Genomic DNA, 24,920 nt, shown 5'->3' with positions numbered 1-24,920 from the left:
GAAAATATATCGAGTTTCCTGAAGTGATTTTCCCTTACGGACAAGAGTGGCTGGACAAGGGGAAGGTTCCCTATATGGGTCATACCCGAAGTGGAAGAACACAAAAGTACTATACTTCTATTACATATCGTTTTATTAGACGGGAAAAAGGATGGTATGTAAACGCAACGGTTGAACGGAAGACACCTAAGGCGGGGACATCGAATTTAAATGGGCTCATCGGAATAGATATCAATGCCGGATTTTTGGCCATTTGTGAAATTGACCGATTTGGAAATCCCATCAAAAACTGGTCGATTAAAGTCCCCATGTATAGCAGAAGAAAAGAACAGGTAACGGCCTCCATGAGTGATGCCATAAAGGAGATCCTCAAATACGCCATTTTGGTTCAAAAGGATGTCATGATTGAAAAATTGAATTTTTCGAAGAAAAAGACACAGCTGCGGGAAAAAGGGGCAGCCTATGCCAGGATGCTTTCGGGGTTTACCTATTCGAATTTCCACCAATTAATTGAGGCAAAAGCGAAAAAAGCAGGAGTCAGAATAAAGCAGGTAAATCCCGCCTACACAAGCCAAATTGGACAAATGAAATTTATGGCACGATATGGGTTAAGCTCCCATTCAGCGGCCGCTTGTGTGATCGCGAGAAGAGGATATCACTTGAAAGTGGAAAAACCAAGGTATGATACCATCCTTTCACTGCCCCCAAATTTCAATAAGCAACAATCTAACTTAAGCAATTGGCGAACGATTACCGCTCATATAAAAAAACAATATTCATTTAAAGATAAAATTGAACTTTTAAAAGCCGATCGTTAAAGCTACAAAAAAATTGGAGCAACGCTTCCTCTTTACCTGCAAGGAAAAAATGGACCACGTACTCCAATTAACCAATTGATTTTGCTTCACCAGCGTGGCTAACAGCCTTCCTAGAGTATCGAAAGGTATCCTCTGCCGTGCATTTCCTAATTGAAAAACATGGCATTGTGATGGAAACGATGAAGTGTATAGTGGTTGAAAGACTCCTATGGTACGGATGTTTCCATTCTAGAATTAGGGTGTGATTCCCTAACGCGATTCGCAAAAAGCTCTGTTCGTTTTGCGTGCTAAATGAATGGATAGGATTCATTTAGAACATATAGATAGTAATATCCATAAATGTCTATATTTTTAGGAACGGTTATATAAAAATGGTACTGTACAAAAGGTAGTGGAGCGAATCCTTGCTGTTGCCAGTCAATTTGATGATGATGGTACTTTAGATGTTTGGGTATATGATAATGAATGTTCCCGATTAAAATCTGTTACCGAGTAGGACTTCGTCAATTATGTTGAAGAATATATTTTAAACAACGACCTGATACATAAATTTGGTAGAAACGATGAGCCTCCTGTCATGGAAGATGTAATTAAAAAATATACGATTGAATCACCTTCCTCGGATCCTGCTTTTGTCGTTTTCATAAACGATGGAGGATGTAAAAGAACGATTAAGAAACCAGTAGTTGAATCATCGACTAAGCCAATCTTCTGGCAATTTGTCGGCATTGGGGATTCAAATTTTGAGGTACTTGAAAAATTGGATACAATGGAAGGCCGCTTTGTAGATAATGCCAACTTTTTTCATATAAAAGAGATTGAAAAGACAACAGATGAGGAATTGTATAACCAGTTGCTAAATGAGTTTCCGGGATGGATAACCGAAGCGAAAACTAAAGGCATTTTATAGAAGGAAAAAAGGACTGATGAGAATCAGTCCTTTATTCACATACCCACGAAAGCCCCATTGTCCCAACACCAGTATGGACACCCGCAACGGTGATAAGCATCAAAACCTCTGTTTCAATACCAGGGAAGTTTTCGTTAATGTAATTTTCAATCTCTGCAGCTTTTTTCGGATCGTTCGCATGAACAACCGCGACCTTTTTGACTGTTTTTGTTTCAAGATCTTCTTTTAATTTAGATGCCAGCCAGAATATCGCTTTTTTATCGGTACGAACTTTGTCTTTAATCTGTGCAGCACCGTCTTCTATGGCCAAAATCGGTTTTATATTAAAAAGAGAGGCCAAGATTTTTTGGCCGCCAGACACCCGGCCGCTTTTATGAAGCTGATCCAAATTCGATGGAACTAAATATAATCGAGTATTGCTGCGTAAAGCATTTAGCTGTTCAACCACTTCCTCGGCATCCACACCCTGCTCCACAAGCTCGATCCCTTTTTTTATTAAAAAAGAAAGTGGATAGGAACCAATTTTAGAATCGATTGCAAATAACTTGAAATCTTCCATATTAGCGGCAATGACGGAGGACTGATAGGTCCCTGTTAAAGTACTAGAGGCATGTATGGCGATTCCAAAATCATATTCTTCTTTCAATTTTTTATAAAGTTCAACAAAGTCGTTAATGGAAGGTTGAGACGACTGAAACTTTCCTTCCTCGTTTTTCATTCGCTCATAAAATTCTTGTTCCGTTATATCAATCGTTTCTTTATAAAATTCATCGTTAATGACAACGTGTAAGGGAATGACATATATATGATGTTTCTCAATAAATTCTTTGCTAAGAGAAGCAGTTGTGTCTGTAATCCATGCAATTTTTGCTTTACTCATATCTTTTCCTCCGGTAAATACTTTCAATATAGTTAACATTACTATACTGAAAACAGTTTCACTAGTTATATTTGTCATATTAAACTTTGAACAATTTGTGAAAATTTATAGAAGATATTATTTAAAAATATAAAAGTGTGATTTGAATCACTTATATGAGATGATTTATTTCATATAATCACTATGGATATAGTGATAACTAAATAAGGAGTGTTTCATGTGTTAGATCAAAAAACAATCGATATTATCAAATCAACAGTACCGGTATTAGAAAAACATGGAGAAACCATAACAACCCGCTTTTATCAATTAATGTTTGGAAACCACCCAGAATTATTAAATATCTTCAATCATGCAAATCAAAAACAAGGTAGACAGCAAAAGGCATTAGCTGGAACGGTATATGCCGCTGCCATGTATATTGATAACCTTTCAGCAATCCTGCCAGTAGTTAAACAAATCGCACATAAACATAGAAGTCTTGGAATTAAGCCAGAGCATTATCCGATTGTAGGAAAACACCTATTAATGGCTATTAAGGATGTATTGGGTGATGCAGCTACAGATGAAATTATCGATGCTTGGGCACAAGCTTACAATTTAATTGCTGACGCCTTTATCAGTGTGGAAGCGGAAATGTATGATGAAGCTACACATCAACAAGGGGGCTGGAGCGGCTTCCGGAATTTTGTTGTTGACCGTAAAGTAACCGAAAGTGATGTTATTACATCTTTCTATTTAAAACCTGAAGATAAACGCGAAATCGCCGGTTTCATCCCTGGTCAGTATATTAGTATTAAACTAGATATAGATGGTGAGAAGTTTACTCACATCCGTCAATATAGTCTTTCAGATGCCCCTGGCAAAGATTATTACCGCATCAGTGTTAAAAAAGAGGCTGGTACAGCAAACCCTGATGGAATGGTGTCTAATTACTTGCATGACAATGTGAGCGAAGGAGACATTCTTAAAGTCAGTGCACCTGCAGGTGATTTTATTCTTGATACCAACAAGACGACTCCTGTTGTGTTATTAAGTGGCGGGGTCGGCTTAACACCAATGATGAGTATGCTGAAAACAGTTGTAGAAGTGCAGCCTGGACGTCAGGTAACGTTTGTCCATGCAGCAGCAAATAGCAATGTTCATGCCCTAGGTGATGAAGTTAAAGAATTATCTGATCTCGATTATGTGAATTCATATGTGTTTTATGATGCACCTACAGATGAGGACCGTTTAAACAAAAGGTTTGATGTTGAAGGTTATGTCACTCGTGAGTGGCTAAAGGATAATGTATTAATTGAGGAAGCAGACTTTTATTTCTGTGGACCAGTGCCTTTTATGAAAGCCATCAACCGTTCTTTAAAAGAATTAGGTGTCAATGAAGGCAGAATTCACTTTGAGTTCTTTGGACCAATGGGGAATTTAGAAGAATAGTGAATGGATTAGCCGGTTTCCAATTTGGAAATCGGCTTATTTTTTTAAAAAAGATAAGAAAGTAAAGTATAAATTTCGACTTCGAGAATTGTCCAGCTCCAGGCGCCATCGGCTCGAGGTCACAAGCCATTCCGTACAAAAGGTTAAAGAACAACATTTCAGCCGGCTCGTCTTGTGCTGTCGCCGATATGCGGGCGCCTTACGCTTTAAAAGTTAACAAAAAATGAAATTAATGTTTTTTTAATCAAAGACACCTATGTCAAAAGTTTGATTCGGACCACAACTGTGATTTAATAAAAGAAAAAGGGCAGAAAGGGTTTTGAGTATGGGTAAGAATACCATCCGTACCATCACGGCCATTGGGGGATTGTTTTTACTCCTCTGGGTGATTGGACTTGGCTGGGCAGTAGGGCAATATTATGCAGACCAGCCGGACAAGGTTCCTGTTACAAATACCGTTAGCAAAAAAGTGGAGAACAAAAAGGGTCTCACGATAGTCGCTTTAGGTGACTCCTTAACAAGGGGAACAGGGGATGAGACCGGAAAAGGGTATGTCGGAGATCTGACCGATGAAATCAAAGAAAAAACAAAAAAGCCGGTCCAGCTCACCAATTTAGGCATCAATGGGCAAACATCAGACCAGCTTCGTAAACAGGTTCAACAAACAGAAGTGGCTCGTCAAATCCAAAAGGCGGACATGGTGTTAGTCACCATTGGCGGAAATGATTTGTTCAGGGGCAGTCAAGGCCTAACCGATTATTCATCAAAAAATATAGCTGCCATCGAAAAAAAATATCTGGATAACCTTAAGTTTATTCTTGAGCAGATTCGCAAGAACAACAAAACAGCCAATGTTTTTTTCGTTGGATTATACAATCCGTTTATAGAATTAGATCAAGGGAAAGAAATGTCAAAAGTTGTTCGTCATTGGAATTATGACAGTGCCGAGGCAAGTGCAGCATTCTCGAAAGTCGTATTTGTACCAACATTTGATTTATTTGAATTAAAAGTGAATGATTATTTATATTCAGACAAGTTTCATCCGAACTCAAAAGGGTATCGTTTAATTGCAGAACGTGTAGCCTCACTGCTTACCTGGTAAGGAGAAGAATGAATGGAGAAAAAAATTACCTTAGCTGTAGAAAATTTAAAAAAAGTCATTGGAAAAAGAGAAATTATCAAGGGCTTAACATTTGATCTGCGAGAAGGGGAAGTATTTGGGTTCTTGGGACCAAATGGTGCCGGAAAAACAACAACAATCCGAATGTTGGTTGGGCTTATCAAACCGACGGATGGGAACATCCAGATCTGCGGATACAATGTAGCGGATCAATTTCAAAAGGCGATGAGAAACCTTGGCTGTATTGTCGAAAATCCGGAATTATATCCTTACTTATCAGGCTATAACAACCTGCTCCACTTTGCCCGTATGCTTGATGGAATAGGGGAAGAACGTATTAAAGAGGTCACTGAGCTAGTCGGATTGACGGATCGAATCCATGATAAAGTGAAAACTTATTCGTTAGGAATGAGGCAGCGTTTGGGGATTGCCCAAGCCCTTTTAGGCCGGCCCAAGGTATTAATACTCGATGAACCGACAAATGGGCTAGACCCAGCAGGAATTCGGGAGATGCGCCAATTTATTCGCTTTCTAGCGGAGCAGGAAGGGTTAAGCGTCCTTGTGTCGAGCCACTTATTAAGTGAAATTCAATTATTGTGCGATCGGGTCGCTATTATTTCAAAAGGAACGATTATTAAAATTGATACAGTAGAGCAGCTCCTTGCGAATCGTGAACGGGCCGTCTGGCGGGTAATTCCACTTGAAAAAGGGAAACAAGTATTAAGTAAATTAACTACAATTGAAGTTAGTGATGATGGGACGTTTGTAACGGAATATGATGAACAAAAAATACCGGTGTGGAATAAGGAGCTTGTTTCGGCAGGAGTGTCCGTCACGGAAATTAATCGAAAAATGCCTGTGTTGGAAGATTTATTCCTCGAACTAACGGGGGGTGACTCGATTGAGTAAATTAATCCAAAATGAAATGATGAAGCTGATCGCTAAAAAGAGGTTAGTGGTCATTGCATTAATAATCGGTGTCCTTGTCATGTTGTTTACATATGCTCAATATAAGCAAGTCCAGACACAGCGCGAAAAATTAGGAACAAGTGATTGGCGTACGATACTACAACAGCAGATTGTCGATACGACCAACCGTTTAAGCAGCAGCCGATTATCAGACGAATGGAAAAAGCAGCTGCAAATCTCATTGCAGCAGCAGCAATATTATTTGGATCATGATATCAACCCATCAGAGCCTGGTGCACCCACGTTCATGCGCATCTTTTTAGAAAACTCAATTGATTTATTTATCCCTTTGATGGTCATGGTTATTGCCAGTGATTTAGTTTCCTCGGAACACAGTCTTGGTTCGATTAAGCTGCTGCTGACGAGGCCGGTCAAAAGGTGGAAGGTGCTATTAAGTAAATATATCACGCTATGTTTCGCAGTATCGTTAATTATTGCGATAACTGGTATCCTCTCCTATCTCATTTCTGGATTGGTCTTTGGATATAAGGGGTGGGGTGCGCCAATCTTAACGGGGTTTAATGTAACGGACACGGGATTAAATACTTCAGATGTAAAACTTCTCAGCCTTTGGAAGTTTCTATTGATGGATTTTGGATTAGTTTGGTTTGTTGCTATTGTCGTCGGCACCTTATCGTTTATGCTATCTGTACTAATCCGGAGCACCGCCGCCGGAATGGGGGTTATGCTGGCCGCGCTGATCTCTGGAGCGATTTTAAGTAACATGGTATCCTCTTGGGAATCGGCCAAATACTTTTTTATGGTGAATTTACGGTTAACCGATTACATGAAGGGAACCGCTCCACCAATTGAGGGAATGGATCTTTCCTTTTCCTTGATGGTCCTACTGATTTGGTGGGCCGTGGCATTAGTTGTTTCCTTCGTGGTCTTTACAAAAAAAGATGTTTATTAAAATAAGAAGCTATTCCTATCTTGGGAATAGCTTTTTTTATTGCGCTTTTTGCATATTTCCGTTAATTTAAAGTAGCGTAACTTAAAATTTGATAGAATATTATTAATTTTATAAAATGGTGATGAGAGATGAGAAACGGAGGGGTCTAAATGTCATTTGCAATAAAAAAGATCGATCATGTGCAGCTTGCCGGTCCAAAAGGGTGCGAAGATGCCGCAAGAGGATTTTTTTCAGGCATCCTTGGATTAACAGAGGTTGAAAAACCGGAAGAGTTAAAAAAACGCGGCGGAGTGTGGTTTGAATTTGGAACTTTTCAACTGCATATTGGCATTGAAGATCCATTCTCACCAGCTAAAAAGGCTCATCCAGCATTAATCGTTGAAAATATCGAGGGACTAAAAATCCATTTAAAAGAACATGAAATTGCTTTTACAGAGGATGATAACCTCCCAGGAGCCAGCAGAATCCATGTATTTGATCCTTTTGGTAATCGTCTTGAATTCCTTGAGTGGGAATAAAGGTAATCCTGCAAAATAAAACAGCCCCATCCCCAAATATGTAGGGATGGGGCTGTCTGCCTTACGATCGGGGGATTTAAGGCATTCATTTTGGGAGCCATTAGCCAATGGCAGGGCGGAGGGGGATCCTCTGCTTGGAAAACAAGATTTTAATTTATTTTACTTTTTGCTGCTGTTTTCAACGGTGCACGGTTAACTCCAAAATGCTGCTTGATGATTAAGGATTGACCGCCAAGATTAAAGAGATAACGAGCTTCAATGACTAGTTTCATAAAGGCTCCAATTAACCCGGATAAGCGGACACTTCCAACCTTGCCGACACCGCTTTTAAGTCCAATGGATGCAACTGAACCCTTATGGTGGTACTCAAAAGCCTTTAAGGATTCACCTCGAATAGAAGCGATAATATTTTTCGCACATACAGGCGCTTGTTGGAGTGCAACTTGGGCAGTTGGTGCCAACGCATTCTTTTCATCTTTCATAAATAGGGAGCAATCTCCAAGGCTAAAGACATTCTTCATGTTTTTAACACGAAGATAAGAATCAACCGCAATCTTTCCTCTTTCAATTGGCAAACCCCAATGATGAACAATCGTATTTCCTTTTACACCACAGGACCAAATTAGGGTCCGAGTTGGAATATCGCAATTAGGATCAATGACAACCTTTTCGGGTGTACATTCAAGAATCTTTCTGCCAGTGATCAGTTCGATATTCATTTTTTCCAAGACCTCAGTTGTATACTCAATCGATTGTTTAGGGAAGAATGGAATGACTGATGGCGCGGCCTCAATGGCAACAATTTTAACCTTTTCAAATGGAATATTGTGTTCCTTACATAGTTTTGGAAGTCCATCAGCAAACTCTCCAAGCATTTCGACGCCAGTAAAACCGCCGCCAGCAACAACAAAGGTTAAGCGGGAAGGATCTTGATCTTGTTTATACAAGTTAAATTGTTTAATAATTTGATTATAAATAGCTTTTGAACTTCTAAAACTTCTTATTTCGAAGGCATTTTCCTTAATACCAGGTGTCCCGTATGTTTCAACCTCAAATCCTAATGCGATTAATAGATAATCATATGGAACTGTGTCGCCGCCTGCAAGGAGCACTTCTTGTTTATGAATGTCAACAGATGATACGGTAGCTTGTAAAAAGTGTGTTTTACTGGGATTAATTAGTTCAGGGATGGACGTAGCAATTTGGCGATCGGCTGCTGTTCCTACTACTGTTTTATGTAGTTGAGTAGTAATGTAGTGATATTCATGCTTATTAATCAGGGTAACATCTGCTTCTCCTGAATTTAGTAGTTTCTCAAGACTTTTACTTGTGATGATTCCGCCATATCCGGCACCTAAGATTACAATTTTTGGCTTATTCATTGAACTTCCCACTCCAAACCCATTTATTTATCTATTGTCTATTTATCTACTTTGTGAAATTATTCACATTATAATATTAAAAAATAGAGCAAAGCTCTTTTTATAAAAATTGTGAAATGTTTCACATCTAATTTGTGATTATAGAATACGCTAATCTTTTTGATTTCACAAGTGTTTATTACCTAAAAATATGTCAAATTGGTAAATTTTTTTTGACAAATGGGGCATGATAATTCCATGCTTTAAGAAAATTTTTAAGACAGTTGGAAGGAGAGTTGTTATGAAGTTTAGAGGATTAGTTTTAACATTAGCAATATTAGTAATGCCTACTGTTGCACTGGCTAATACGATCCCTGCGAATCATGAGGAAAAACCGTGTGATTGCAAGGAAGGAAAACACCACCATATGACCCATAAAGATTGGCAGGCAATGATGGCGGAAAGAGAGCAAAAGCTTCTTGCATGGGTTAGCCAATATACCCCTGAAAAAAAGGCCGAATGGACGAGGGTTCTTGAGGAAAAGAAAAATCTTCGAAACCAATGGATGAGCCCTGAAAATTCCGCCAAACGTGAGCAATGGAAAAAAGAAAGAATAGCGAAAATGGAAGCTCTGAAGAAGCAATTTGAATCGGGCAAGATTACAAAAGAGGAGTTTATTAAACAATCACATGGCGGGAAAGAAATGGGCCATTGGAAAACCTTCCATGAGCTAAGAATAGCTGTTGATAAAAAGGAAAGCAAACGAGCAGCCATTCTCTTAAATCAACTGTTAGAACAAACCAAACAGCATAATCAGCTAATGAAAGAAAAACTGGCAAAGTAAAAAAACGTTCAGGAGCGTCTTTAGGTAAATGTGTTCAAAAGTCAATTTCCTAATTGGAATTAACTTCTCTTCTTTATAGGTACTAATATCGTCGTTCTAAGGAAAAATTAATTAATGATGGCATTCCAAGGAGGATGATAAAAATGAAAAGAAAATCATTGATGATGACAACCATTGGTTTAGGTGCAGCATATTTGCTGCGCAATCCCGATTCTAGAAAAAAATTAATCAATCAATTCCAAGCCATGACAAAAAGAAGGTAACACATGAGGCATCCCCTTACGAATGGGGATGCCTCATGTTTATTCATTACTTCTTTAAATTGATTTGGTCTTTCTTTGCCTCGATAATATCCTCTTTAATTTCTTCTTTTATATCATCAGCAATTCCTTCAGTTGCCTTTTTGAATTCGCGAATCGATTTCCCAAATGCTCGTCCGATTTCAGGAAGTTTGTTTGGACCAAAGATAACTAAAGCCACAATTAGAATTAAGATTAATCCGGGTACACCAATATTAGAAAACATTTCTTCATCTCCTAGTGATGAGTTATAACAATTCAACGTTATTATAACGTTTTTTCTCCTATAGTACTAGTGAAGAATGGTTAAGAGAAGTTAGCATGGATGAAAAATAAAATCAAGAAAGTGATGGCAAGTTTGAAATGCCAATTGCGATCCTTTCTTTTAAAGCGCATAAAACCCATATACATCAGTGGAAGGAGAACAAGGACTGTCACAATTCCGGAAATATAAGTGAAATCCAGCTTAAATCCACGCAAAATAGCCATATAAACATGGAGAAAAACGATACCAGTTGACAGTAATGCAATAGGAACATGCCATATACGAACCAGTTTACCAATAAATTGTAATCCCGTTTTTAACTCGATTGTTCCCCATTTAATCCCTTTTATCTGTTTACTTTTTAATAAAAGAAAAACTGGATAAATAGAAAGCGCAGTATAGAAACCTATTTGAGCAATGGAACCAAACTGCTTAAATGTTCCCTTGTAGTGTCGGAAATCTTGGGTCATTAGCTGTTGTTGATTGAAATAAACAAACAATACTTCAGCCAAAATTAGCCCAACCATTATCATAAAAAATAAATTGGTTCTTCGCCTTTCTTTTGGATTAGCAATTAAATTCGCAAATAAGCCGCTTTTTCTCTGCGAAAGGGAACCTTGTTTCATGTATATCACACCTTCATTCAACGTTTCTTTGATTATAAATGACAAATATGAAAAAGTGTTTAATTTTAAGGAGATTTTAATGAACGGAATGGTGGTAAGAATCAGCCGGTTGAATGCTTGCCGGCTGATGTTTTATGATGATGCCAACATTAAATAACTAAATTAGATTGAACGTAATAGTATAAAAGCTTGGCTGTATTTTCAATCGAAGATACATGTGTTCGTTCAAACGCATGGGATGAATCAATTCCCGGTCCGATTAAGCCATGGACGATATCATGGCCTGAACGAATTGCCGCAGAAGCATCTGATCCATAGAAGGGATAAATGTCGAGTTTATAGCCGATTTTATTTTCTTCGGCAAGGCGAACTAATTGTTTGCGTAATTCATAGTGATAGGGACCACTAGAATCCTTTACACAAATAGAAACCGTATATTCATCTGTAGACTGGCCGTCACCCATTGCTCCCATGTCGACAGCTAAATATTCGACTGTTTCTGGTGTAATATTGGAATTTCCTCCATAGCCAATTTCCTCATTGTTAGATATTAAGAAATGAGTCGTATACGGCAGCGTAATTCCTTCACTTTTGATTTTTTTGATCAATTGAAGAAGGATGCCTACACTTGCTTTGTCATCCAAATGGCGGGATTTGATATAGCCGCTCTGGGTAAGTTCTACACGGGGGTCAAACGAAACGAAATCACCGACTTCAATTCCAAGTGCCCGTACTTCATCTGCTGTATGTACTTTTTCATCAATGCGTATTTCGATATTATCTTGATTTCTCTCAAGCTTTCCGGCGTCTTTATAAACATGGACTGAAGTTTGGTGCATGAGGATCGTTCCGGTATATTTCTTGCCATTCTGTGTTTCAATTTGGCAGTATTCACCCTCGATCGAGTTATATCTGAAACCGCCAATAAGGTCAATTTTTAATCTTCCATTTGCTTTTACTTCCTTCACCATAGCCCCAAGTGTATCTACATGGGCAGTCAACATCCGATGTTTGCTTTTATCCTGTCCTTCGATGGTGGCAATTAATCCACCCTTTCGATTTCGATATGTATCAACCTGTAACTCTTTTAAAAATTTCTCTACAAATGTCACTACCTCATTTGTATTTCCGGATGGACTCGGAATTGAAACCAAATCAGCAATCAACTTCATTATTTCTTCAGAATTTATTTGCACCATTTCAATACCCCTTTCAGTTTGTGCTCTCTCTTATTATACCTAATCTTGTCTAAATAAGTGGTTTTAATGAGTTTATGGTCAACTTTTAAGTTAATGACGCATAGGTTAACAAGGGTCGAAAATTCCCTTTTTAGGGATAAAAATAAGGGAATTTGGGTATGAATGAAATACAAAATATTTTGAAAAAAAGGGGCAAACTTTTATTGAACCTGCTTTATAAAAATGGGAGGAGAAAAAGTTGACCAGATTAGAGCTATACCATCAACATAAAACAAAGCAATTTTCGTGGAAGGGTCTATTTTTTTTCATAGTAGTTAGTTGGATCTTAACAGTTAGTTTCTTTGTCTTCAGCTATTATTATCAAAATTCAATAAAAATCGAAGAACCTCAAGAGAAATTAGGAGAAAAAGTGGTTATTCAGATGCCAAATGGACAGAAGATCTATACGTATGATAATTTTGTCGTTGAAAAAGATGGAAAGACTTTTTATAAGGGAGAGCGGAATACCATTGATTTAACGGGTGGGACGGTTTCTTATGAGGATTGGAAGTAAGTTGAATAACAAGAGCGCAAGTGTTTAAGGACACTTGCGCTCTATATTATTTGAACCAGCCTTTCCTTTTAAACCATAATGACATCCCAATTGTAATAAGTGCCATGATAATTAGCGCCCAGGGATAACCATATTTCCAAGTCAGCTCCGGCATATAGCGGAAATTCATCCCATATAAGCCTGCGATAAATGTGATTGGCATGAAAATCGTGGTGATGACGGTTAACACCTTCATCACGTGATTGGTTTGATGGGAATTTAAAGAGATATAGCTGTCACGTATATCGGTGGTTAATTCCCGATTAGCTTCAATCATTTCTGTTAATTTAAGTAAATGGTCATGAATGTCTGAAAAGTATTCTGTTTTTCCTTTTATGTATGTTTCTCTTTGTGAGTTAAGAATCCTATATAAAAGATCTCGCATCGGTGTAACAGTATGCCTTAAGGACAAAAGACTGTGCCGCGTTTCAAATAAGTCCTCAAGCAAGTCTTCCATTGATCTTCTTTTCGAATTATCATCAAGTTCATTTAACATATCCTCAATTTGGTAAACATGCGGAAAATAATTGTCAACCATATTATCCAAGACAGAGTAAAACACATGGGATGCATCCCATTTCTCGAAGTTTTCACTAAGAACTAATCTCTTCCAAACTTCATCAATTTCCGAACTAGGCTGATGGTGAAAGGTAATGATAAAGTTCTTACCTAGAAAAAAGTCTACTTCTTCTTTCCTTGTGGGTATGGAATTCAAGGTCTGGGTGACAAAAAAAGTATATCCGTCATAGTAGTCGAGTTTGGGACGCTGCAGGTGATGCATACAATCCTCGATTGCTAAAGGATGAAAAGAAAAGGGAGTTCGCAAATAATTGCTCTCTTCTTCGGTAGGCTGGTGAAAATCAACCCAGTACCAGAGATACTCCCCGTTAACTAGTTTTTCAATTTCTATATCTTTGATCAGTTGGTTTTGCTGATCGACCGCCATTGTTCTTAACATAAAATCAGTGTATCTCCTTTTAAACATCAATACCTTCACTATATAGGATTGCCAAAAAAAGAAAAGCCCATTTTGTCCTAATTCTTCTTTTTCGAGGACCAAACCGTATTCCGGACCCATTTTTTACGATTCGTAATGTTTTGATACCATTGAATGATTCCTTTAATGGCTAGTGTACCTACCACGATTATTCCGCTAAAGACGATAAAAACCGCAAAATATTCGAAGGGGTTATAGGATTTAAAATGATCCAACTCTATATTTCCTTGTAAATCATGGGTGAATAGATTCATACTAAAAATTCCGCAAATAACCGTATATAAAGTTAATACTAACAATAACATACTGTCATTTTTCGCGACATTATTATCTTCATACTTAACCAAGCTAAATAAAATGTCCTTGGTATTAGCATACAATTGATCAATACGAAAGCTTTTTCTTATTAGTTTGAAAATTTCTTGTCCTTCGGAAGTAAGCGGGTAAACCGTATAAAAGTAATTAGACGTAAAGGAGTTTAATTGATAAAGCAGGCACTCTATCTTTTGTTTATCCTGCTCAATATGGATGGCGGAATAGCTATTTGCTATTTTTAATAACACCAATTTATGAAAAAGGCTAAGCAGCAAAGCATAATAATAAAATCCGTAAAAACGTTGGGTCTGAGAACATGAATAAACCGTTATTTCTGATGTCGTCAAACCAACTAGACAGTTTTGTTGAATAAGATAATTTGATGTTGGTGCAAATCGGTCATACGTGTATCCCTGAAGAAAGTGTGAAATAAACTCCAAGTTATTGGCATTTACATAAGGTTTCCCAGTGGAATCATAGCCGCATAATGTGCCAAATCGGTAAAGATCAACTAGGTTAATTGATTCTGTGGCTTCAATAGACAATAAGGATTGAACAAACATTTTTTCTTTTTCCAAGAAAAGGACATCGTCATTGTTAAAAAAGTTAGGAAGCTGTTGGCAAAAACGACTTACTATGAAGTTGATGATAGTTGGATATGTACATCCGTCAAAATCAAGCTCAAAATTATTAGTCTCGTCCTTAATTTTTCTCATACATTCAGCAAATTCAATTGATTGTGAGAAAGAAATAGTTTGTATTTCCGTACGTAAAGTTAAAAAACCTAGGCCAAATGGGCAAATAGTGATGTCGATTGAATGGATTTTAAATGGAATAGAGGATTGTTCAGTCTTTAACTGAACATCTACATTAAGTTTTTTAGAATATCGTTGAAAGCCCTTTTCCAGCTGTGTAATGGGAAAGAGAAAATTAGCTGTTAAAGGGAGAAAATAATTCTCGATATCGCTATGATTCAAACGGAATCCTCCATAATAGGTATTTTCCATATCCACATCATCTAAACGAAAAAGGGTAAAATTCATTTCCTGTAAATAATCTATTACTGTGCGGGAAGCGCTGGATTTCAATGAAAAAGGGAAAATAAATTGAAAAAGACCTTTAGAAACATGTTTTTCTTTCAAATTAATGGGCTGCATCTAGTGAATTTCCCTTCCTAAATATTCCTAAAAACAACATTCCCAAAATCGAGGAAACTTAACCATGGATATGGGATTATAGCTGCTAATTGAAGAGGGGGGTATTTTTTAGAATAAAATGGCAATAGCCGTGGGAAATTATGAAGAAAGAAGCCCGGAGAGGTATAAAAATGCCATCTAGTAAATCGATCAAAGATAACCTTAAGGAAAACTTGTCACTATCAGAGGATGTCATACAAAAGGGAACTCCATTCAAAGAAAAAAAGGATTGAAGTTCTATATATTAAAACCATTTGTGATGAAAAAGTTTTTCAGCAAAAGTTAATAATCCCCTTTTATGAAATAGAAGATTCTATCCAATTCTTAGCTTATCTTGAATCGCATCCGTTAATAAAACCCTTTGATAATCAACAAGATACACAGGAAGAGTTACTTAGGGGTGTGACGATCCTTTTTTACAGGGATGAGGTATACCTCCTTGATAGTAAAGCCGACCGAAACAATTCTGTTTTAGATACAACTGTTGAAACGACCATTCAGGGCCCGCAATCTGGTTTTAGCGAAAGCTTGCCAACTAATCTAGGGTTAATCCGCCAGCGCTACCCTGAGCCTTCCTTACAGATTGAATCAACAACAGTGGGGAAACTTTCAAAAACGAAAGTGATGATAGTTCATGATTCAAAGCTTGCGGACCCTGATACACTGAAAAGGATTAAGGATTTTTTGTCTCAAATCGATGTTCAGATGTTTGAAACGGGTGAGCAGCTTTTGGAATTAATCAAAAAGAGCAATAGAGCCTTAGTTCCAATGATGCTGGTAACGGAGCGACCCGATCGAGTAGTCGTAAATTTAGCAGCCGGTAAAATAATACTGCTAGTAAGCGGAAGTCCATTTGCCGTTGTTTTGCCTACGGTAATGAAGGATTTCATGGCATCAATGGAAGATATTTATCAGACCTTTTGGGTAACAAAGTTCCTCCAGCTATTAAGGTATATCGGCTTTATTACCAGTCTAGTTCTCCCAGGACTGTATGTGGCAGTAACCAGTTATAATCCGGAGTTATTTAGGGTTCAATTGTCCATAAGTATTGCAGGGAGCCGGACAGGGGTTCCTTATCCTTCCTTTATTGAAGTAACGATAATGTTAATCATGATGGAGATGCTGACAGAGGCCAGTATCCGCCTGCCTAAGGCTATTGGACCGACTGCCACAACTGTAGGCGGCTTGATCTTAGGACAGGCAGCAACAGAGGCAGGTCTAGTCAGCAATATTATGATTATCATCACATCTGCTGTAGCCATCTCAAACTTTGTTGTCCCGATTAATGCTTTTAGTTTTACATTGCGAATTATGAAATACATTGTGTTAGCATTTGCAACTATATTCGGTCTAGTCGGAGTCGTAGTTGGATTCATGATGATTGTAGCCTACATGGTCAAACTAGATAGCTTTGGAACCCCGTTTCTTACCTTAGTCCAAACTAAACCAAATAAAGAGTAGGGGAAGAAGAGGAGGTGAGGGCAATAAACCGATATTATCTTTATTTAATTTTCTTAAACATGATTATAAATGTGATTATTTTCGTTCCCAAGATTCTAATTAGGTATCGTTATGAAGGGGCTGTTATGGCCACCATCCTGTCCATCCCTATAGGTGTTGCCCTTACCTACTTCTACAGTACAGCGATCACCAAATTCTCGGAACAAGGGCTTCCCGAAATTCTAGACAACACAAAACACCGCTGGCTGAAGATCCTCCATCTTGGGTGCGTTCAACTGCTGTGGTTTTCAGCTGGTCTTCTGACACTTGTTGGCTTTATTGATATTTTGGCTCGATTTGTAAACCCTGAAATGCCTAAATTCCTGCTCCTTTTAATTTATTTAGCAGCTATTTTTCTAATCATCCAGATGCCAACTGAAAGGGTAATGTATTTACTTGAGATTGTACTATTTCTTAATACACCACTGATTTTATTTATTATTTTTAAGGCATATACAAATGAATTCCTTAACTGGGATTCGATACTTGAAGTAGGTACCCATATTTTTAAATGGCCAAGTTTAAAGGCATTTGCTGCGGCCACCTACTGCTTTTCCGGATATGGGAATTTAATAATATTTAATCGTGTGATAAAAGGTAAACTAAAAGTTTGGAATTTTATAATTATCACAGTCTTAGGATTAATAAATGCCTTTACGACCTTCTTAATTCCAATTGGCTTTCATGGTTCAGACGGTGCACAACAATATCTTTAGCCATGGATCAGCACTGCGGATTCACTGAGATTGGTGTACAGCCCGATTGAACGGGTTATCTTTATATTTCTTATGTTTTATATGAGCATTTCACTAATGAGTATTTCAATACATTGGCATGTAGCTCTTGAGTTGTTAAAAGGAACCTTTAGGGAACAAATCAGTAAGAGAAAAAATCGGATGATCCTTAGTGTATTCACAGGTATCTCTATAGTCGGAATCATTTATCTAAATTCAATTCTTTTAATGAAAATAGCTGTATATTGGTTAATTATTCGGCTATTCTTTGAAATACTGTTCGTAATCATTTTCTTTATTTGGGCTAGGAGGAGAATAGCGTGAAAACCCTAACCAAATGGAGATACGCAATCCTTTTTCTGCTGATGAGCTTCGTTTTAGGCGGTTGTGGGTTCAAAGACATTGATAAGCGATTTTTTGTTGTTAGTATTGGTGTGGATGAAGCAAAGGATAGTTCGAAAAAGTATTTAGTAAGCTTAAAGTTTGCCGTTCCTGGTACCTCCAAAGAGAGTCCGAGTCAATATCAAATTGTTTCGCAAAATGCTAATTCTATGTCTGAAGCAGTACGAATTATTAAAACAAAGATGGATAAAGAAATTGATTTCAGCCATGCCAAAGTATGCGTGTTCAGTGAGAAATTAGTAAAAAAAAGAGGAAATGCTGGCATGTATTATTGGTTTACGCGGCGCAGGGACATACAAAAAATTGCTTGGGTGAATATTGCTAAACCTACAGCATTGGATGTATTAAAAGTAAAACCAAAATCAGAGCATATCCCTTCCAATGCCCTATTTCTATCATTAGGGAAGGAGGGGTCAGAGACTCCCTATATAGCCTCAGAATTTTTATTTGATTTGAAGTACAGGTTAATTGAAAGAGGAATAGACCCAATCATGCCAATTGTGAAGGCAAAAAATGACTTATTTGAAATAAATAGTGTTGGGTTATTTAATAAAAGCACATTGAAACTGACCCTTAAACCAGAGGAAACCAAAATGTTAAATTTTCTAAGGAATCGTGAACAAAAGAGTGCCATTAGAGTCAAGAAGGGGGATACAACCATTGTCATCGATACACATAAAGTAAAAACAAAATATAAGCTTTTTACACCAAAAGGTAGAACTCCCTATGTAAAGATAAATGTGTCGATGGAGGGCAATTTGGAAGAAGCATCAAAACGGGTACCTATTAAGAATTTATCGGACTTTGAGAAAGCCGCACAAAAATCTATAAATAAGCGGATTGAAAATCTTCTTGTCAAGATTCAAAAATCTAATATTGATCCGATCGGATTCGGGCTGCGCTATCGTTCACGGCATTTTAATGATGATGATTGGGAACAATGGAAAAGCTTATATTTAAATGTTGTATTTAAGGTTAAATCAAAAGTACAAATTGAGGATACGGGGCTAATTGAATAGAAAAGGCATTCCNNGGAATGCCTTTTCTATTCAAATTAGACAGTAGGTGCTGTTTCTTTATTTCGCAATGCCTGGGGAATGTAAACGCAGAATGGTTCACTTTCCAAATAATCACCAGTTACTGCATAGGTCCTTGAGCGGGAGCCACCGCAAATTTTGTTGTATTCACAAACGCCGCATTTTCCATTATAGTTATCTGGCTGGCGAAGTTCCTTAAATACTTTTGATTCACGATAAATTTCAGCAAGTGGTGTCTCACGAATATTACCGGCAACGATTGGCAGCAAGCCACTAGGTACAACATCACCAATATGTGTAATAAACGCAAAGCCATTGCCATCATTAACTCCTTTTGGGGCTCGCTTTAAGCCATCATGCATGGAAGCAAAGTCTGTCGTAATCGAATCTTCGTAGTGGATTTCACCTTTTTCAATTAGGTGATCTCGAGTTTTTTGCTGCAGAACAACGCGGCGGTAATGCTGTGCCGCAGTAGTTTTAATATCATATGGTGCTGTTTTGCTTAATTCATAAAGCCAACGGAATACCTTTTCATGTTCAGCAGGAGAGATACAAGCATCTATTTGTCCTCTTCCTGTAGGAACAAGCAGAAAAATATACCACATTACTGCCCCTAGCTCGGCCACTAAATTTGACATTTCTTCAAGAGAATCATAATTATAGCGAGAGATGACCGTGTTTATTTGTAACGGCATCTCAAGTTCATTTAAGTATTTAATTTTCTCAACCGTTAAATCAAATGATCCAGGTGTACCGCGAAAATGGTCATGGATTTCCGGTGTAGGTCCGTCTAAACTAAATCCCCACCGAGATAGACCAACCTCCTTAAACTGTTTCATTTTTTCCTTTGTTACATTACTTGTAGCACTAGGTGTCATTGAGACACGCATTCCTTTTTTGATTGCATAATCAGCAATCTCATATAGATCTTCTCTCAACATGCAATCCCCGCCAGTGAAAACCAGCATAGGATTATCCATTTCGTATATTTGATCAATTAAGTTGATTCCTTCTTCATGTGAAAGTTCTCGTGGATCTTTAGTTAGCTGAGCATCGGCCCGACAGTGAACACATTTAAGCTCACAAGCTCTTGTTACTTCCCAAATGACAATAAATGGGTTGAGATCATAATCTATTTTCTTTCCTGCTCTATGTGGATGTCCCATTGTATGTGGATGTCCCATTGTATGTGGATGTCCTTTACCAATATCTTGCATCTTCATCACCAAAATTCATTTATTTTTTTACCATTAATGGTGTTTCTATAGGTTAATTATAAATAAGCGATTCTGTCGTGGCTGAAGGGTTTGTTACAATATTTCTACATTCATATATAAATCGCAAAATATTACAAGTGTGTTACAATTTGATGAAGAAAAAATAATAGATTTTAAGAGGTTGAGGCTATAACCCTTACTATATTAGGAATTGACTATAATAGTGGTTGTCACATAAAGTGCTGTTTTTTCCTTTTCTGGGTACAGATGTATTGAAAACCATATCTTTGGTATTTTAACCAAATACAGCTCTCGCTTAGTATAAAAGTAACAATTAACGAAATAAAGGAGAGCTATCATCTATGAAAAAACAGCTTCTGATAGCTGCTGCAACTGCAGGCATTTTATTTGCATCATTTACTGGTACTGCAAGTGCCCATGAACTTATTTATACAGTACAATCAGGTGACACCCTCTGGAAAATCTCGCAGGCTAACAAAATATCAATAGCTGATTTAAAAATTTGGAATAACCTAACAAGCGATACCCTCTATGTAAATCAAAGACTATCATTATTAGCACCGCATAGCCATGTTACCACCTATACCGTTCAAAGCGGTGACACGCTTTGGAAAATTAGTTCTCGCTTTAATATTTCCGTTACACAGCTTAAAACAATCAATAACTTAGCATCGGATACTATTTTAGTAGGACAAGTCTTGAAGGTATCTACTTTTACTTCTAGTACAACAGCACCTGAAACTACAGTTGCAAACGCGCAAATGGTCATTAACGAGGCAAATAAATATATCGGTACTCCATACTTATGGGGAGGAAACACGCCTGCTGGATTCGATTGCAGCGGCTATACGAGCTACGTATTTGCTAAAGTAGGAATCACCATTCCAAGGACCGCAGCAACACAATGGTCTGGATTAAAACCGGTTAGTAACCCAAATCCAGGAGATCTCGTATTCTTTGAAACCTACGCCCCTGGTCCTACACATGTAGGCATTTATTTAGGCAATAATAAATTTATTCAAGCTGGATCTTCTGGTGTTTCGATTGCAGATATGACCAACACTTATTGGAAACCTAGATATTTGGGCGCTAGAACGGTTATAAATTAATAGATTTAAAAAAGGATGTCTTAAAGCGTTATTACCGCGGTGACATCCTTTTTAGTTTTCTAAAAATTAAAAAATTAGTACTTTATGAATTGCCCAATTCGCTATATACTTATAAAGTGTCTTTTTTTCTAAATGACAGAGACCTCAAAATATTGAAAAAATGGAATGGAATGGTTGGAGGTTTAGATGTTTAATTTAACATTGTTTCGAGCGGTTTTTTATCAATCCCGGATTCCGCAATTAATAAGTTCAATAGATTTAACCATGGTTCAATTTAATCCAGCGTTTTGCGAGTTTGTTGGTTATTCGCCCGATGAATTGGAAAAATTGTCAATGGAAAAGATTTCCCACCCTGATGATATGGCAGCTGACGCACAATTATTTGGAGAATTATTAGATCGAAAAAGGGATGAATATCAGCTGGAAAAGAGGTATATCCACAAGTCGGGGGAAATTAAAACGGGGGTATTAACAGTATCGAAAATACATGAACAATTGACGGGTGAGGAATATTTACTCGGTCAAGTTCTCGACATCACTGAGAAAAAACATATGGAGAACGCTTTAAAATATAGAGAGAAGAAATACCGGCTCCTTGCCGAGCATTCTTCTGACATCATCATGTTACATAAAGTTGATTTTTCCTGCCTTTATATTTCTCCTTCAGTTAAAACCGTACTGGGATATCAACCCGAAGAAATGATTGAAAAAAGTCCTCTAGAATTGATCCATCCTGATGACCTAATCGAATTAAGAAAACAGCAAATTTGTGACCATATTGAAGAAACGAAACTTATAACCTACCGTTGCCGCAAGAAGGACGGTTCTTTTATATGGATTGAATCAACGGTTAAGGCGCTAGTGTGTACAGAAACAGGAGAAGTGAAGGAGATTGTCACGGTTTCACGGGATATTGAGCAGCGGGTGGAAACGCAGGACCGACTGCGAAAGTCGGAAAAATTAGCAGTGGTTGGACAAATGGCCGCCGCCGTTGCCCATGAGATTCGAAATCCATTAACACCTATCAAGGGCTTTATGCAGCTCTTAAATACGGAACAAGAAATGAATCCGGTTTATTTAAAAATTGTTTTGGATGAATTACAGCGAGTGGAGGCCATTATTTCTGAATTCTTAACAATGGCTAAACCACATACAAAAAAATTAAGAATAGTTTTTGTTGACCAATTAGTTAAACAGGTTGTACAACTATTACAGACAGAGGCTAAACTGGAGCAAAAAGGGTTGTATTTAGAAGTTGGCCAACCTATCCTTTCTATTATGGGTGATTCGAATTCCTTAACACAGGTGTTCCTAAATATCATCCAAAATGCCCTTGAGTCACTTTCTAAATGGGGGCAGGTTCAAATAAGGGTCATGGCTGATAGTACGGGTGTGACGGTGAAAATTGAAGACAACGGTTGTGGTATCCCCAAAGAACGATTATCGAAGCTTGGCGAGCCGTTTTACTCGACAAAGGAAAGAGGGACTGGCCTTGGTTTAATGACCTGCTATAGGATTATAGAAGCACATCAAGGACGAATCGATATTGAAAGTGAAGAAGGGGAAGGGACAACTGTTACCATTTGGCTTCCTTATAGGACGGAAAAAAGCGAATAACCCCACTTGTTTTTGATATCCCTCTTAGAGGTACGATTATTGAGATTATAAGATGGGTAATAATGTGAACGCGGAGGGGAATCCGTGCAAAAAAGAATTATCAGCATTTGTATTCTGCTCGTAATTATCGCGATTGGTTTATTTCAAAGAGATGTGTTGTTAGAAGTTGTTAAACATGGTGGCAGCTGGTCAATTATCGTCAGCATGATATTAGTTGCTATTTGTGTTTTCTTTCCTATTGTCCCTTTTCCTGTTTTGGCAGGTGTTATTGGTGCAGTATTTGGGATTACGCAAGGTGTATTTATATCTTTAACAGGGGCTATGGCCGGCACAATGGGTTTCTTTTATTTGAGCCGTTATGGTTTCAGAGATTGGGCTGAAAGAAAGCTGGCTTACTATTCAAAAATAAAAGAATATGAAGAATTGCTAAACCGAAATTCGTTTATTGCAATTCTAACCTGCCGTCTTATCCCTGTTATTCCCGCACCAATAATAAATATAATCTGCGGATTAAGTAGAGTAAAAGCGATTATTTTCTTTACAGCTTCACTTGTGGGGAAAATTCCCAATATCCTGATATTGTCCTATGCCGGCTTACTTTTTAACAAAAACAAGCTTTATTCCTTTGGGATTTATGGCTGTTATGTATTAATCATATTTTTTATAAATTTTGCGATTTTTTATCGCCGGTCTGCGAATAAATCTTCTCTTGATTAAATCGCTTGTTGCTGATTCAAGTCGTTTTGTTTATCAATCATAATGAATTCGTGGAAATAGCTTTTTAAAATAAGCCATTTTGCTGGATAAGTATAAATAAAATCTTCAACAGCCTGCAAGGAATAATAGATAAAATAGTCGAACGAGGTATTCTCTTTGCGCAAATCGTACAGCAGGGCATGAGGGACGGAGTAATACTCCTTCAACTGGTAAGGGTTCAAAGTAACAGCTTGGATATTTTGTTCGGCAAGATAATTTTTTATGGATTGTTCTTGTATACTAACGCTTTCTTCTCTGGTTCGTCCATCGATGCTTATACGATCATTAATAAAATAAATACCATTCATACTAGCCACCCTCTCAAAATTCATTGGTATTGTTATTGACAGGGATAGATAGAAGTATACGTATAGATAGAAAATGATAGAGGAGATCATCATGATAAGTGCTGCGATTCATGGCTTTTTACTAGCGTTAGGGCTCATTCTCCCCTTAGGCGTCCAAAATGTCTGTGTTTGCTGTTGCCATCATAGATACGATTGGTGTGATTGGAACAAGTTCGTTAGCCTATATTGATACTGCGAAAATAATCTTTATGCTTTCCCGTATTCTTGTATCGTGGATTTGGTTTTTTAGTTTGGCATTAGCAGGAAAAATGATCGGTAAGCTTGACTCATCAGGGACATTCATTCTTATGTTAAATAAGTTGTCTGCAATCATTATGTGGGGTACATCTATTTTTCTTATTTTTTCACTAAAATAATATGATAACTCCACACATTTATTGGAAGTTTTGTTCCGAATGAAAACCTCTAAAAGTGCGAAATATAATCTTGGGTTGAAGGTTCAACCCGTTGATTCTTAAGGGTTTGTATTGCATCTGATATCCAAAAAATTGGAGGTAAATACATGAACACTCAACATACGATTACACACGTTAATCAATGCCGTCAACTCTCGCAGCAACTTATCCAGCAAACACAGTTAAGTAATCAGCAATACCAGCAAATGCTGCAAAATGAGCAGCAAAATGTTCGTATGCTCGAGCAAATGCTGCAAAAAGAAAGAATGGCGGTTCAAACGATTCAACAAAGCTTACAAGGGCATGAGATGGCGATTCAACGCTGTCAAGAAGTTATTGCTCAGTGTAATCAATTGGAGAGAGAATTAACGGGACAAATGGGGACATTCGGATATCAAACAGTTACAAATATAAATCCTGCTTTTCAAACCCAAACATTTCAACAACACCAATCTCATTCATTCCGCTAATTAAAAATAAGCGCGCACATTTCGATGTGCGTGCTTTT

The 24,920-nt window shown here is 37.6% G+C and carries 25 protein-coding genes and 1 pseudogene; 17 read left to right on the top strand and 9 right to left on the bottom strand.

Features of this window, described 5'->3' with window-relative positions; translation table 11 throughout:
• Positions 1–74 precede the first annotated feature (74 nt).
• Positions 75–818 carry an IS200/IS605 family accessory protein TnpB-related protein gene (locus COD92_RS15345; RefSeq protein WP_098531665.1) on the top strand — a complete coding sequence of 248 codons (744 nt, stop codon included), beginning with the start codon at positions 75–77 and terminating at the stop codon, positions 816–818.
• Positions 819–1,179: 361 nt separating this feature from the next.
• Positions 1,180–1,728 (top strand): annotated as a pseudogene (locus tag COD92_RS15340) (vWA domain-containing protein); the annotation flags it as partial.
• Positions 1,729–1,759: 31 nt separating this feature from the next.
• On the opposite strand, the gene COD92_RS15335 reads toward COD92_RS15340, so the two are convergent.
• On the bottom strand, positions 1,760–2,608 hold the full coding sequence (locus COD92_RS15335) for a DegV family protein (protein WP_176541290.1): 849 nt from the start codon (positions 2,606–2,608) through the stop codon (positions 1,760–1,762).
• Positions 2,609–2,827: 219 nt separating this feature from the next.
• Between COD92_RS15335 and hmpA the strand changes: the two genes are divergently transcribed.
• The 5 genes from hmpA to COD92_RS15310 all read left to right on the top strand — a co-directional run bounded on the left by hmpA (position 2,828) and on the right by COD92_RS15310 (position 7,562).
• Positions 2,828–4,042 carry an NO-inducible flavohemoprotein gene (gene hmpA, locus COD92_RS15330; protein ID WP_098531663.1) on the top strand — a complete coding sequence of 405 codons (1,215 nt, stop codon included), beginning with the start codon at positions 2,828–2,830 and terminating at the stop codon, positions 4,040–4,042.
• Positions 4,043–4,367: 325 nt separating this feature from the next.
• Positions 4,368–5,144, top strand: a complete 777-nt coding sequence (locus tag COD92_RS15325; RefSeq protein ID WP_098531662.1) for an SGNH/GDSL hydrolase family protein — start codon at positions 4,368–4,370, stop codon at positions 5,142–5,144.
• Positions 5,145–5,156: 12 nt separating this feature from the next.
• Positions 5,157–6,071, top strand: coding sequence for an ABC transporter ATP-binding protein (locus COD92_RS15320; protein ID WP_098996429.1), 915 nt, complete (start codon positions 5,157–5,159; stop codon positions 6,069–6,071).
• Positions 6,064–7,044: an ABC transporter permease subunit gene (locus tag COD92_RS15315; protein WP_098531660.1), complete on the top strand. Its 981-nt coding sequence runs from the start codon at positions 6,064–6,066 to the stop codon at positions 7,042–7,044. The genes COD92_RS15320 and COD92_RS15315 overlap by 8 nt, the downstream gene beginning before the upstream one ends.
• Positions 7,045–7,193: 149 nt before the next feature.
• A complete protein-coding gene (locus COD92_RS15310) occupies positions 7,194–7,562 on the top strand; it encodes a VOC family protein (protein WP_098531659.1) in 369 nt (122 codons plus the stop codon).
• 149 nt (positions 7,563–7,711) lie between these two features.
• Here COD92_RS15310 and COD92_RS15305 read toward each other — a convergent pair whose 3' ends face one another.
• Positions 7,712–8,944, bottom strand: a complete 1,233-nt coding sequence (locus COD92_RS15305; protein WP_098531658.1) for an NAD(P)/FAD-dependent oxidoreductase — start codon at positions 8,942–8,944, stop codon at positions 7,712–7,714.
• Between the two features lie 280 nt (positions 8,945–9,224).
• Here COD92_RS15305 and COD92_RS15300 point away from each other — a divergent pair, with 280 nt between their 5' ends.
• Positions 9,225–9,767, top strand: a complete 543-nt coding sequence (locus COD92_RS15300; RefSeq protein WP_098531657.1) for a hypothetical protein — start codon at positions 9,225–9,227, stop codon at positions 9,765–9,767.
• Positions 9,768–10,076: 309 nt separating this feature from the next.
• Here COD92_RS15300 and COD92_RS15295 read toward each other — a convergent pair whose 3' ends face one another.
• From COD92_RS15295 to COD92_RS15285, 3 genes are all read right to left on the bottom strand, one after another.
• Positions 10,077–10,292, bottom strand: coding sequence for a twin-arginine translocase TatA/TatE family subunit (locus tag COD92_RS15295; RefSeq protein ID WP_098531656.1), 216 nt, complete (start codon positions 10,290–10,292; stop codon positions 10,077–10,079).
• A gap of 80 nt (positions 10,293–10,372) precedes the next feature.
• Positions 10,373–10,957 carry a hypothetical protein gene (locus COD92_RS15290; RefSeq protein WP_098531655.1) on the bottom strand — a complete coding sequence of 195 codons (585 nt, stop codon included), beginning with the start codon at positions 10,955–10,957 and terminating at the stop codon, positions 10,373–10,375.
• Positions 10,958–11,106: 149 nt separating this feature from the next.
• Complete coding sequence (locus tag COD92_RS15285) at positions 11,107–12,129, bottom strand: M42 family metallopeptidase (RefSeq protein WP_483295679.1); 1,023 nt, start codon at positions 12,127–12,129, stop codon at positions 11,107–11,109.
• Between the two features lie 265 nt (positions 12,130–12,394).
• Between COD92_RS15285 and COD92_RS15280 the strand changes: the two genes are divergently transcribed.
• Entirely contained in the window at positions 12,395–12,709 is a 315-nt protein-coding gene (locus tag COD92_RS15280; protein ID WP_098531653.1) for a hypothetical protein, read from the top strand.
• A 46-nt stretch (positions 12,710–12,755) separates the two neighbouring features.
• Here the strand turns inward: COD92_RS15280 and corA are convergent, their stop codons facing one another.
• Both corA and COD92_RS15270 read right to left on the bottom strand, forming a co-directional pair.
• Entirely contained in the window at positions 12,756–13,706 is a 951-nt protein-coding gene (corA, locus tag COD92_RS15275) for a magnesium/cobalt transporter CorA (protein ID WP_098531652.1), read from the bottom strand.
• Positions 13,707–13,783: 77 nt separating this feature from the next.
• Positions 13,784–15,217, bottom strand: coding sequence for a hypothetical protein (locus COD92_RS15270; protein WP_098531651.1), 1,434 nt, complete (start codon positions 15,215–15,217; stop codon positions 13,784–13,786).
• Positions 15,218–15,445: 228 nt separating this feature from the next.
• Between COD92_RS15270 and COD92_RS15265 the strand changes: the two genes are divergently transcribed.
• The 3 genes from COD92_RS15265 to COD92_RS15255 all read left to right on the top strand — a co-directional run bounded on the left by COD92_RS15265 (position 15,446) and on the right by COD92_RS15255 (position 18,911).
• Complete coding sequence (locus COD92_RS15265) at positions 15,446–16,717, top strand: spore germination protein (protein WP_255295278.1); 1,272 nt, start codon at positions 15,446–15,448, stop codon at positions 16,715–16,717.
• A 125-nt stretch (positions 16,718–16,842) separates the two neighbouring features.
• A complete protein-coding gene (locus tag COD92_RS32840) occupies positions 16,843–17,472 on the top strand; it encodes a hypothetical protein (RefSeq protein ID WP_255295277.1) in 630 nt (209 codons plus the stop codon).
• A 338-nt stretch (positions 17,473–17,810) separates the two neighbouring features.
• Positions 17,811–18,911, top strand: coding sequence for a Ger(x)C family spore germination protein (locus tag COD92_RS15255; protein ID WP_098531650.1), 1,101 nt, complete (start codon positions 17,811–17,813; stop codon positions 18,909–18,911).
• A 35-nt stretch (positions 18,912–18,946) separates the two neighbouring features.
• Here COD92_RS15255 and COD92_RS15250 read toward each other — a convergent pair whose 3' ends face one another.
• Positions 18,947–20,113, bottom strand: coding sequence for a TIGR04053 family radical SAM/SPASM domain-containing protein (locus COD92_RS15250; RefSeq protein ID WP_098531685.1), 1,167 nt, complete (start codon positions 20,111–20,113; stop codon positions 18,947–18,949).
• 395 nt (positions 20,114–20,508) lie between these two features.
• Between COD92_RS15250 and COD92_RS15245 the strand changes: the two genes are divergently transcribed.
• The 3 genes from COD92_RS15245 to COD92_RS15235 all read left to right on the top strand — a co-directional run bounded on the left by COD92_RS15245 (position 20,509) and on the right by COD92_RS15235 (position 23,610).
• Positions 20,509–21,276: a C40 family peptidase gene (locus COD92_RS15245; protein ID WP_098531649.1), complete on the top strand. Its 768-nt coding sequence runs from the start codon at positions 20,509–20,511 to the stop codon at positions 21,274–21,276.
• 186 nt (positions 21,277–21,462) lie between these two features.
• The gene (locus COD92_RS15240; protein ID WP_098531648.1) at positions 21,463–22,893 is read left to right on the top strand and encodes a PAS domain S-box protein; all 1,431 of its coding nucleotides are present in this window, start codon (positions 21,463–21,465) and stop codon (positions 22,891–22,893) included.
• Between the two features lie 84 nt (positions 22,894–22,977).
• Positions 22,978–23,610 carry a TVP38/TMEM64 family protein gene (locus COD92_RS15235; RefSeq protein ID WP_098531647.1) on the top strand — a complete coding sequence of 211 codons (633 nt, stop codon included), beginning with the start codon at positions 22,978–22,980 and terminating at the stop codon, positions 23,608–23,610.
• Here the strand turns inward: COD92_RS15235 and COD92_RS15230 are convergent.
• A complete protein-coding gene (locus COD92_RS15230; protein ID WP_098531646.1) occupies positions 23,607–23,957 on the bottom strand; it encodes a hypothetical protein in 351 nt (116 codons plus the stop codon). The two genes, COD92_RS15235 and COD92_RS15230, sit on opposite strands and share 4 nt — an antisense overlap.
• Before the next feature lie 158 nt (positions 23,958–24,115).
• Between COD92_RS15230 and COD92_RS15225 the strand changes: the two genes are divergently transcribed.
• Both COD92_RS15225 and COD92_RS15220 read left to right on the top strand, forming a co-directional pair.
• Positions 24,116–24,373 (top strand): hypothetical protein, encoded by a 258-nt coding sequence (locus COD92_RS15225; RefSeq protein ID WP_483295677.1) that lies wholly within the window; start codon positions 24,116–24,118, stop codon positions 24,371–24,373.
• A 146-nt stretch (positions 24,374–24,519) separates the two neighbouring features.
• The gene (locus COD92_RS15220) at positions 24,520–24,882 is read left to right on the top strand and encodes a hypothetical protein (RefSeq protein ID WP_098531645.1); all 363 of its coding nucleotides are present in this window, start codon (positions 24,520–24,522) and stop codon (positions 24,880–24,882) included.
• Positions 24,883–24,920 lie beyond the last annotated feature (38 nt).

The sequence above is a fragment of the Bacillus sp. AFS037270 genome, assembly GCF_002585305.1.
The sequence above is the reverse complement of the archived record's forward strand: the minus strand, read 5'-3'. Positions and strand labels throughout refer to the sequence as shown.

What these genes read in the sequence shown, in the direction of transcription:
- COD92_RS15285 (WP_483295679.1), bottom strand. Translation starts at nt 12,129, where the DNA reads ATGAAGTTGATTGCTGATTTGGTTTCAATTCCGAGTCCATCCGGAAAT.
- COD92_RS15295 (WP_098531656.1), bottom strand. Translation starts at nt 10,292, where the DNA reads ATGTTTTCTAATATTGGTGTACCCGGATTAATCTTAATTCTAATTGTG.
- COD92_RS15305 (WP_098531658.1), bottom strand. Translation starts at nt 8,944, where the DNA reads ATGAATAAGCCAAAAATTGTAATCTTAGGTGCCGGATATGGCGGAATC.
- COD92_RS15320 (WP_098996429.1), top strand. Translation starts at nt 5,157, where the DNA reads ATGGAGAAAAAAATTACCTTAGCTGTAGAAAATTTAAAAAAAGTCATT.
- COD92_RS15225 (WP_483295677.1), top strand. Translation starts at nt 24,116, where the DNA reads ATGTCTGTGTTTGCTGTTGCCATCATAGATACGATTGGTGTGATTGGA.
- COD92_RS15290 (WP_098531655.1), bottom strand. Translation starts at nt 10,957, where the DNA reads ATGAAACAAGGTTCCCTTTCGCAGAGAAAAAGCGGCTTATTTGCGAAT.
- COD92_RS15310 (WP_098531659.1), top strand. Translation starts at nt 7,194, where the DNA reads ATGTCATTTGCAATAAAAAAGATCGATCATGTGCAGCTTGCCGGTCCA.
- COD92_RS15240 (WP_098531648.1), top strand. Translation starts at nt 21,463, where the DNA reads ATGTTTAATTTAACATTGTTTCGAGCGGTTTTTTATCAATCCCGGATT.
- COD92_RS15325 (WP_098531662.1), top strand. Translation starts at nt 4,368, where the DNA reads ATGGGTAAGAATACCATCCGTACCATCACGGCCATTGGGGGATTGTTT.
- COD92_RS15220 (WP_098531645.1), top strand. Translation starts at nt 24,520, where the DNA reads ATGAACACTCAACATACGATTACACACGTTAATCAATGCCGTCAACTC.
- COD92_RS15270 (WP_098531651.1), bottom strand. Translation starts at nt 15,217, where the DNA reads ATGCAGCCCATTAATTTGAAAGAAAAACATGTTTCTAAAGGTCTTTTT.
- COD92_RS15300 (WP_098531657.1), top strand. Translation starts at nt 9,225, where the DNA reads ATGAAGTTTAGAGGATTAGTTTTAACATTAGCAATATTAGTAATGCCT.
- COD92_RS15265 (WP_255295278.1), top strand. Translation starts at nt 15,446, where the DNA reads ATGTCATACAAAAGGGAACTCCATTCAAAGAAAAAAAGGATTGAAGTT.
- corA (WP_098531652.1), bottom strand. Translation starts at nt 13,706, where the DNA reads ATGTTAAGAACAATGGCGGTCGATCAGCAAAACCAACTGATCAAAGAT.
- COD92_RS32840 (WP_255295277.1), top strand. Translation starts at nt 16,843, where the DNA reads ATGGCCACCATCCTGTCCATCCCTATAGGTGTTGCCCTTACCTACTTC.
- COD92_RS15245 (WP_098531649.1), top strand. Translation starts at nt 20,509, where the DNA reads ATGAAAAAACAGCTTCTGATAGCTGCTGCAACTGCAGGCATTTTATTT.
- COD92_RS15345 (WP_098531665.1), top strand. Translation starts at nt 75, where the DNA reads ATGGGTCATACCCGAAGTGGAAGAACACAAAAGTACTATACTTCTATT.
- COD92_RS15230 (WP_098531646.1), bottom strand. Translation starts at nt 23,957, where the DNA reads ATGAATGGTATTTATTTTATTAATGATCGTATAAGCATCGATGGACGA.
- COD92_RS15250 (WP_098531685.1), bottom strand. Translation starts at nt 20,113, where the DNA reads ATGGGACATCCACATACAATGGGACATCCACATAGAGCAGGAAAGAAA.
- COD92_RS15335 (WP_176541290.1), bottom strand. Translation starts at nt 2,608, where the DNA reads ATGAGTAAAGCAAAAATTGCATGGATTACAGACACAACTGCTTCTCTT.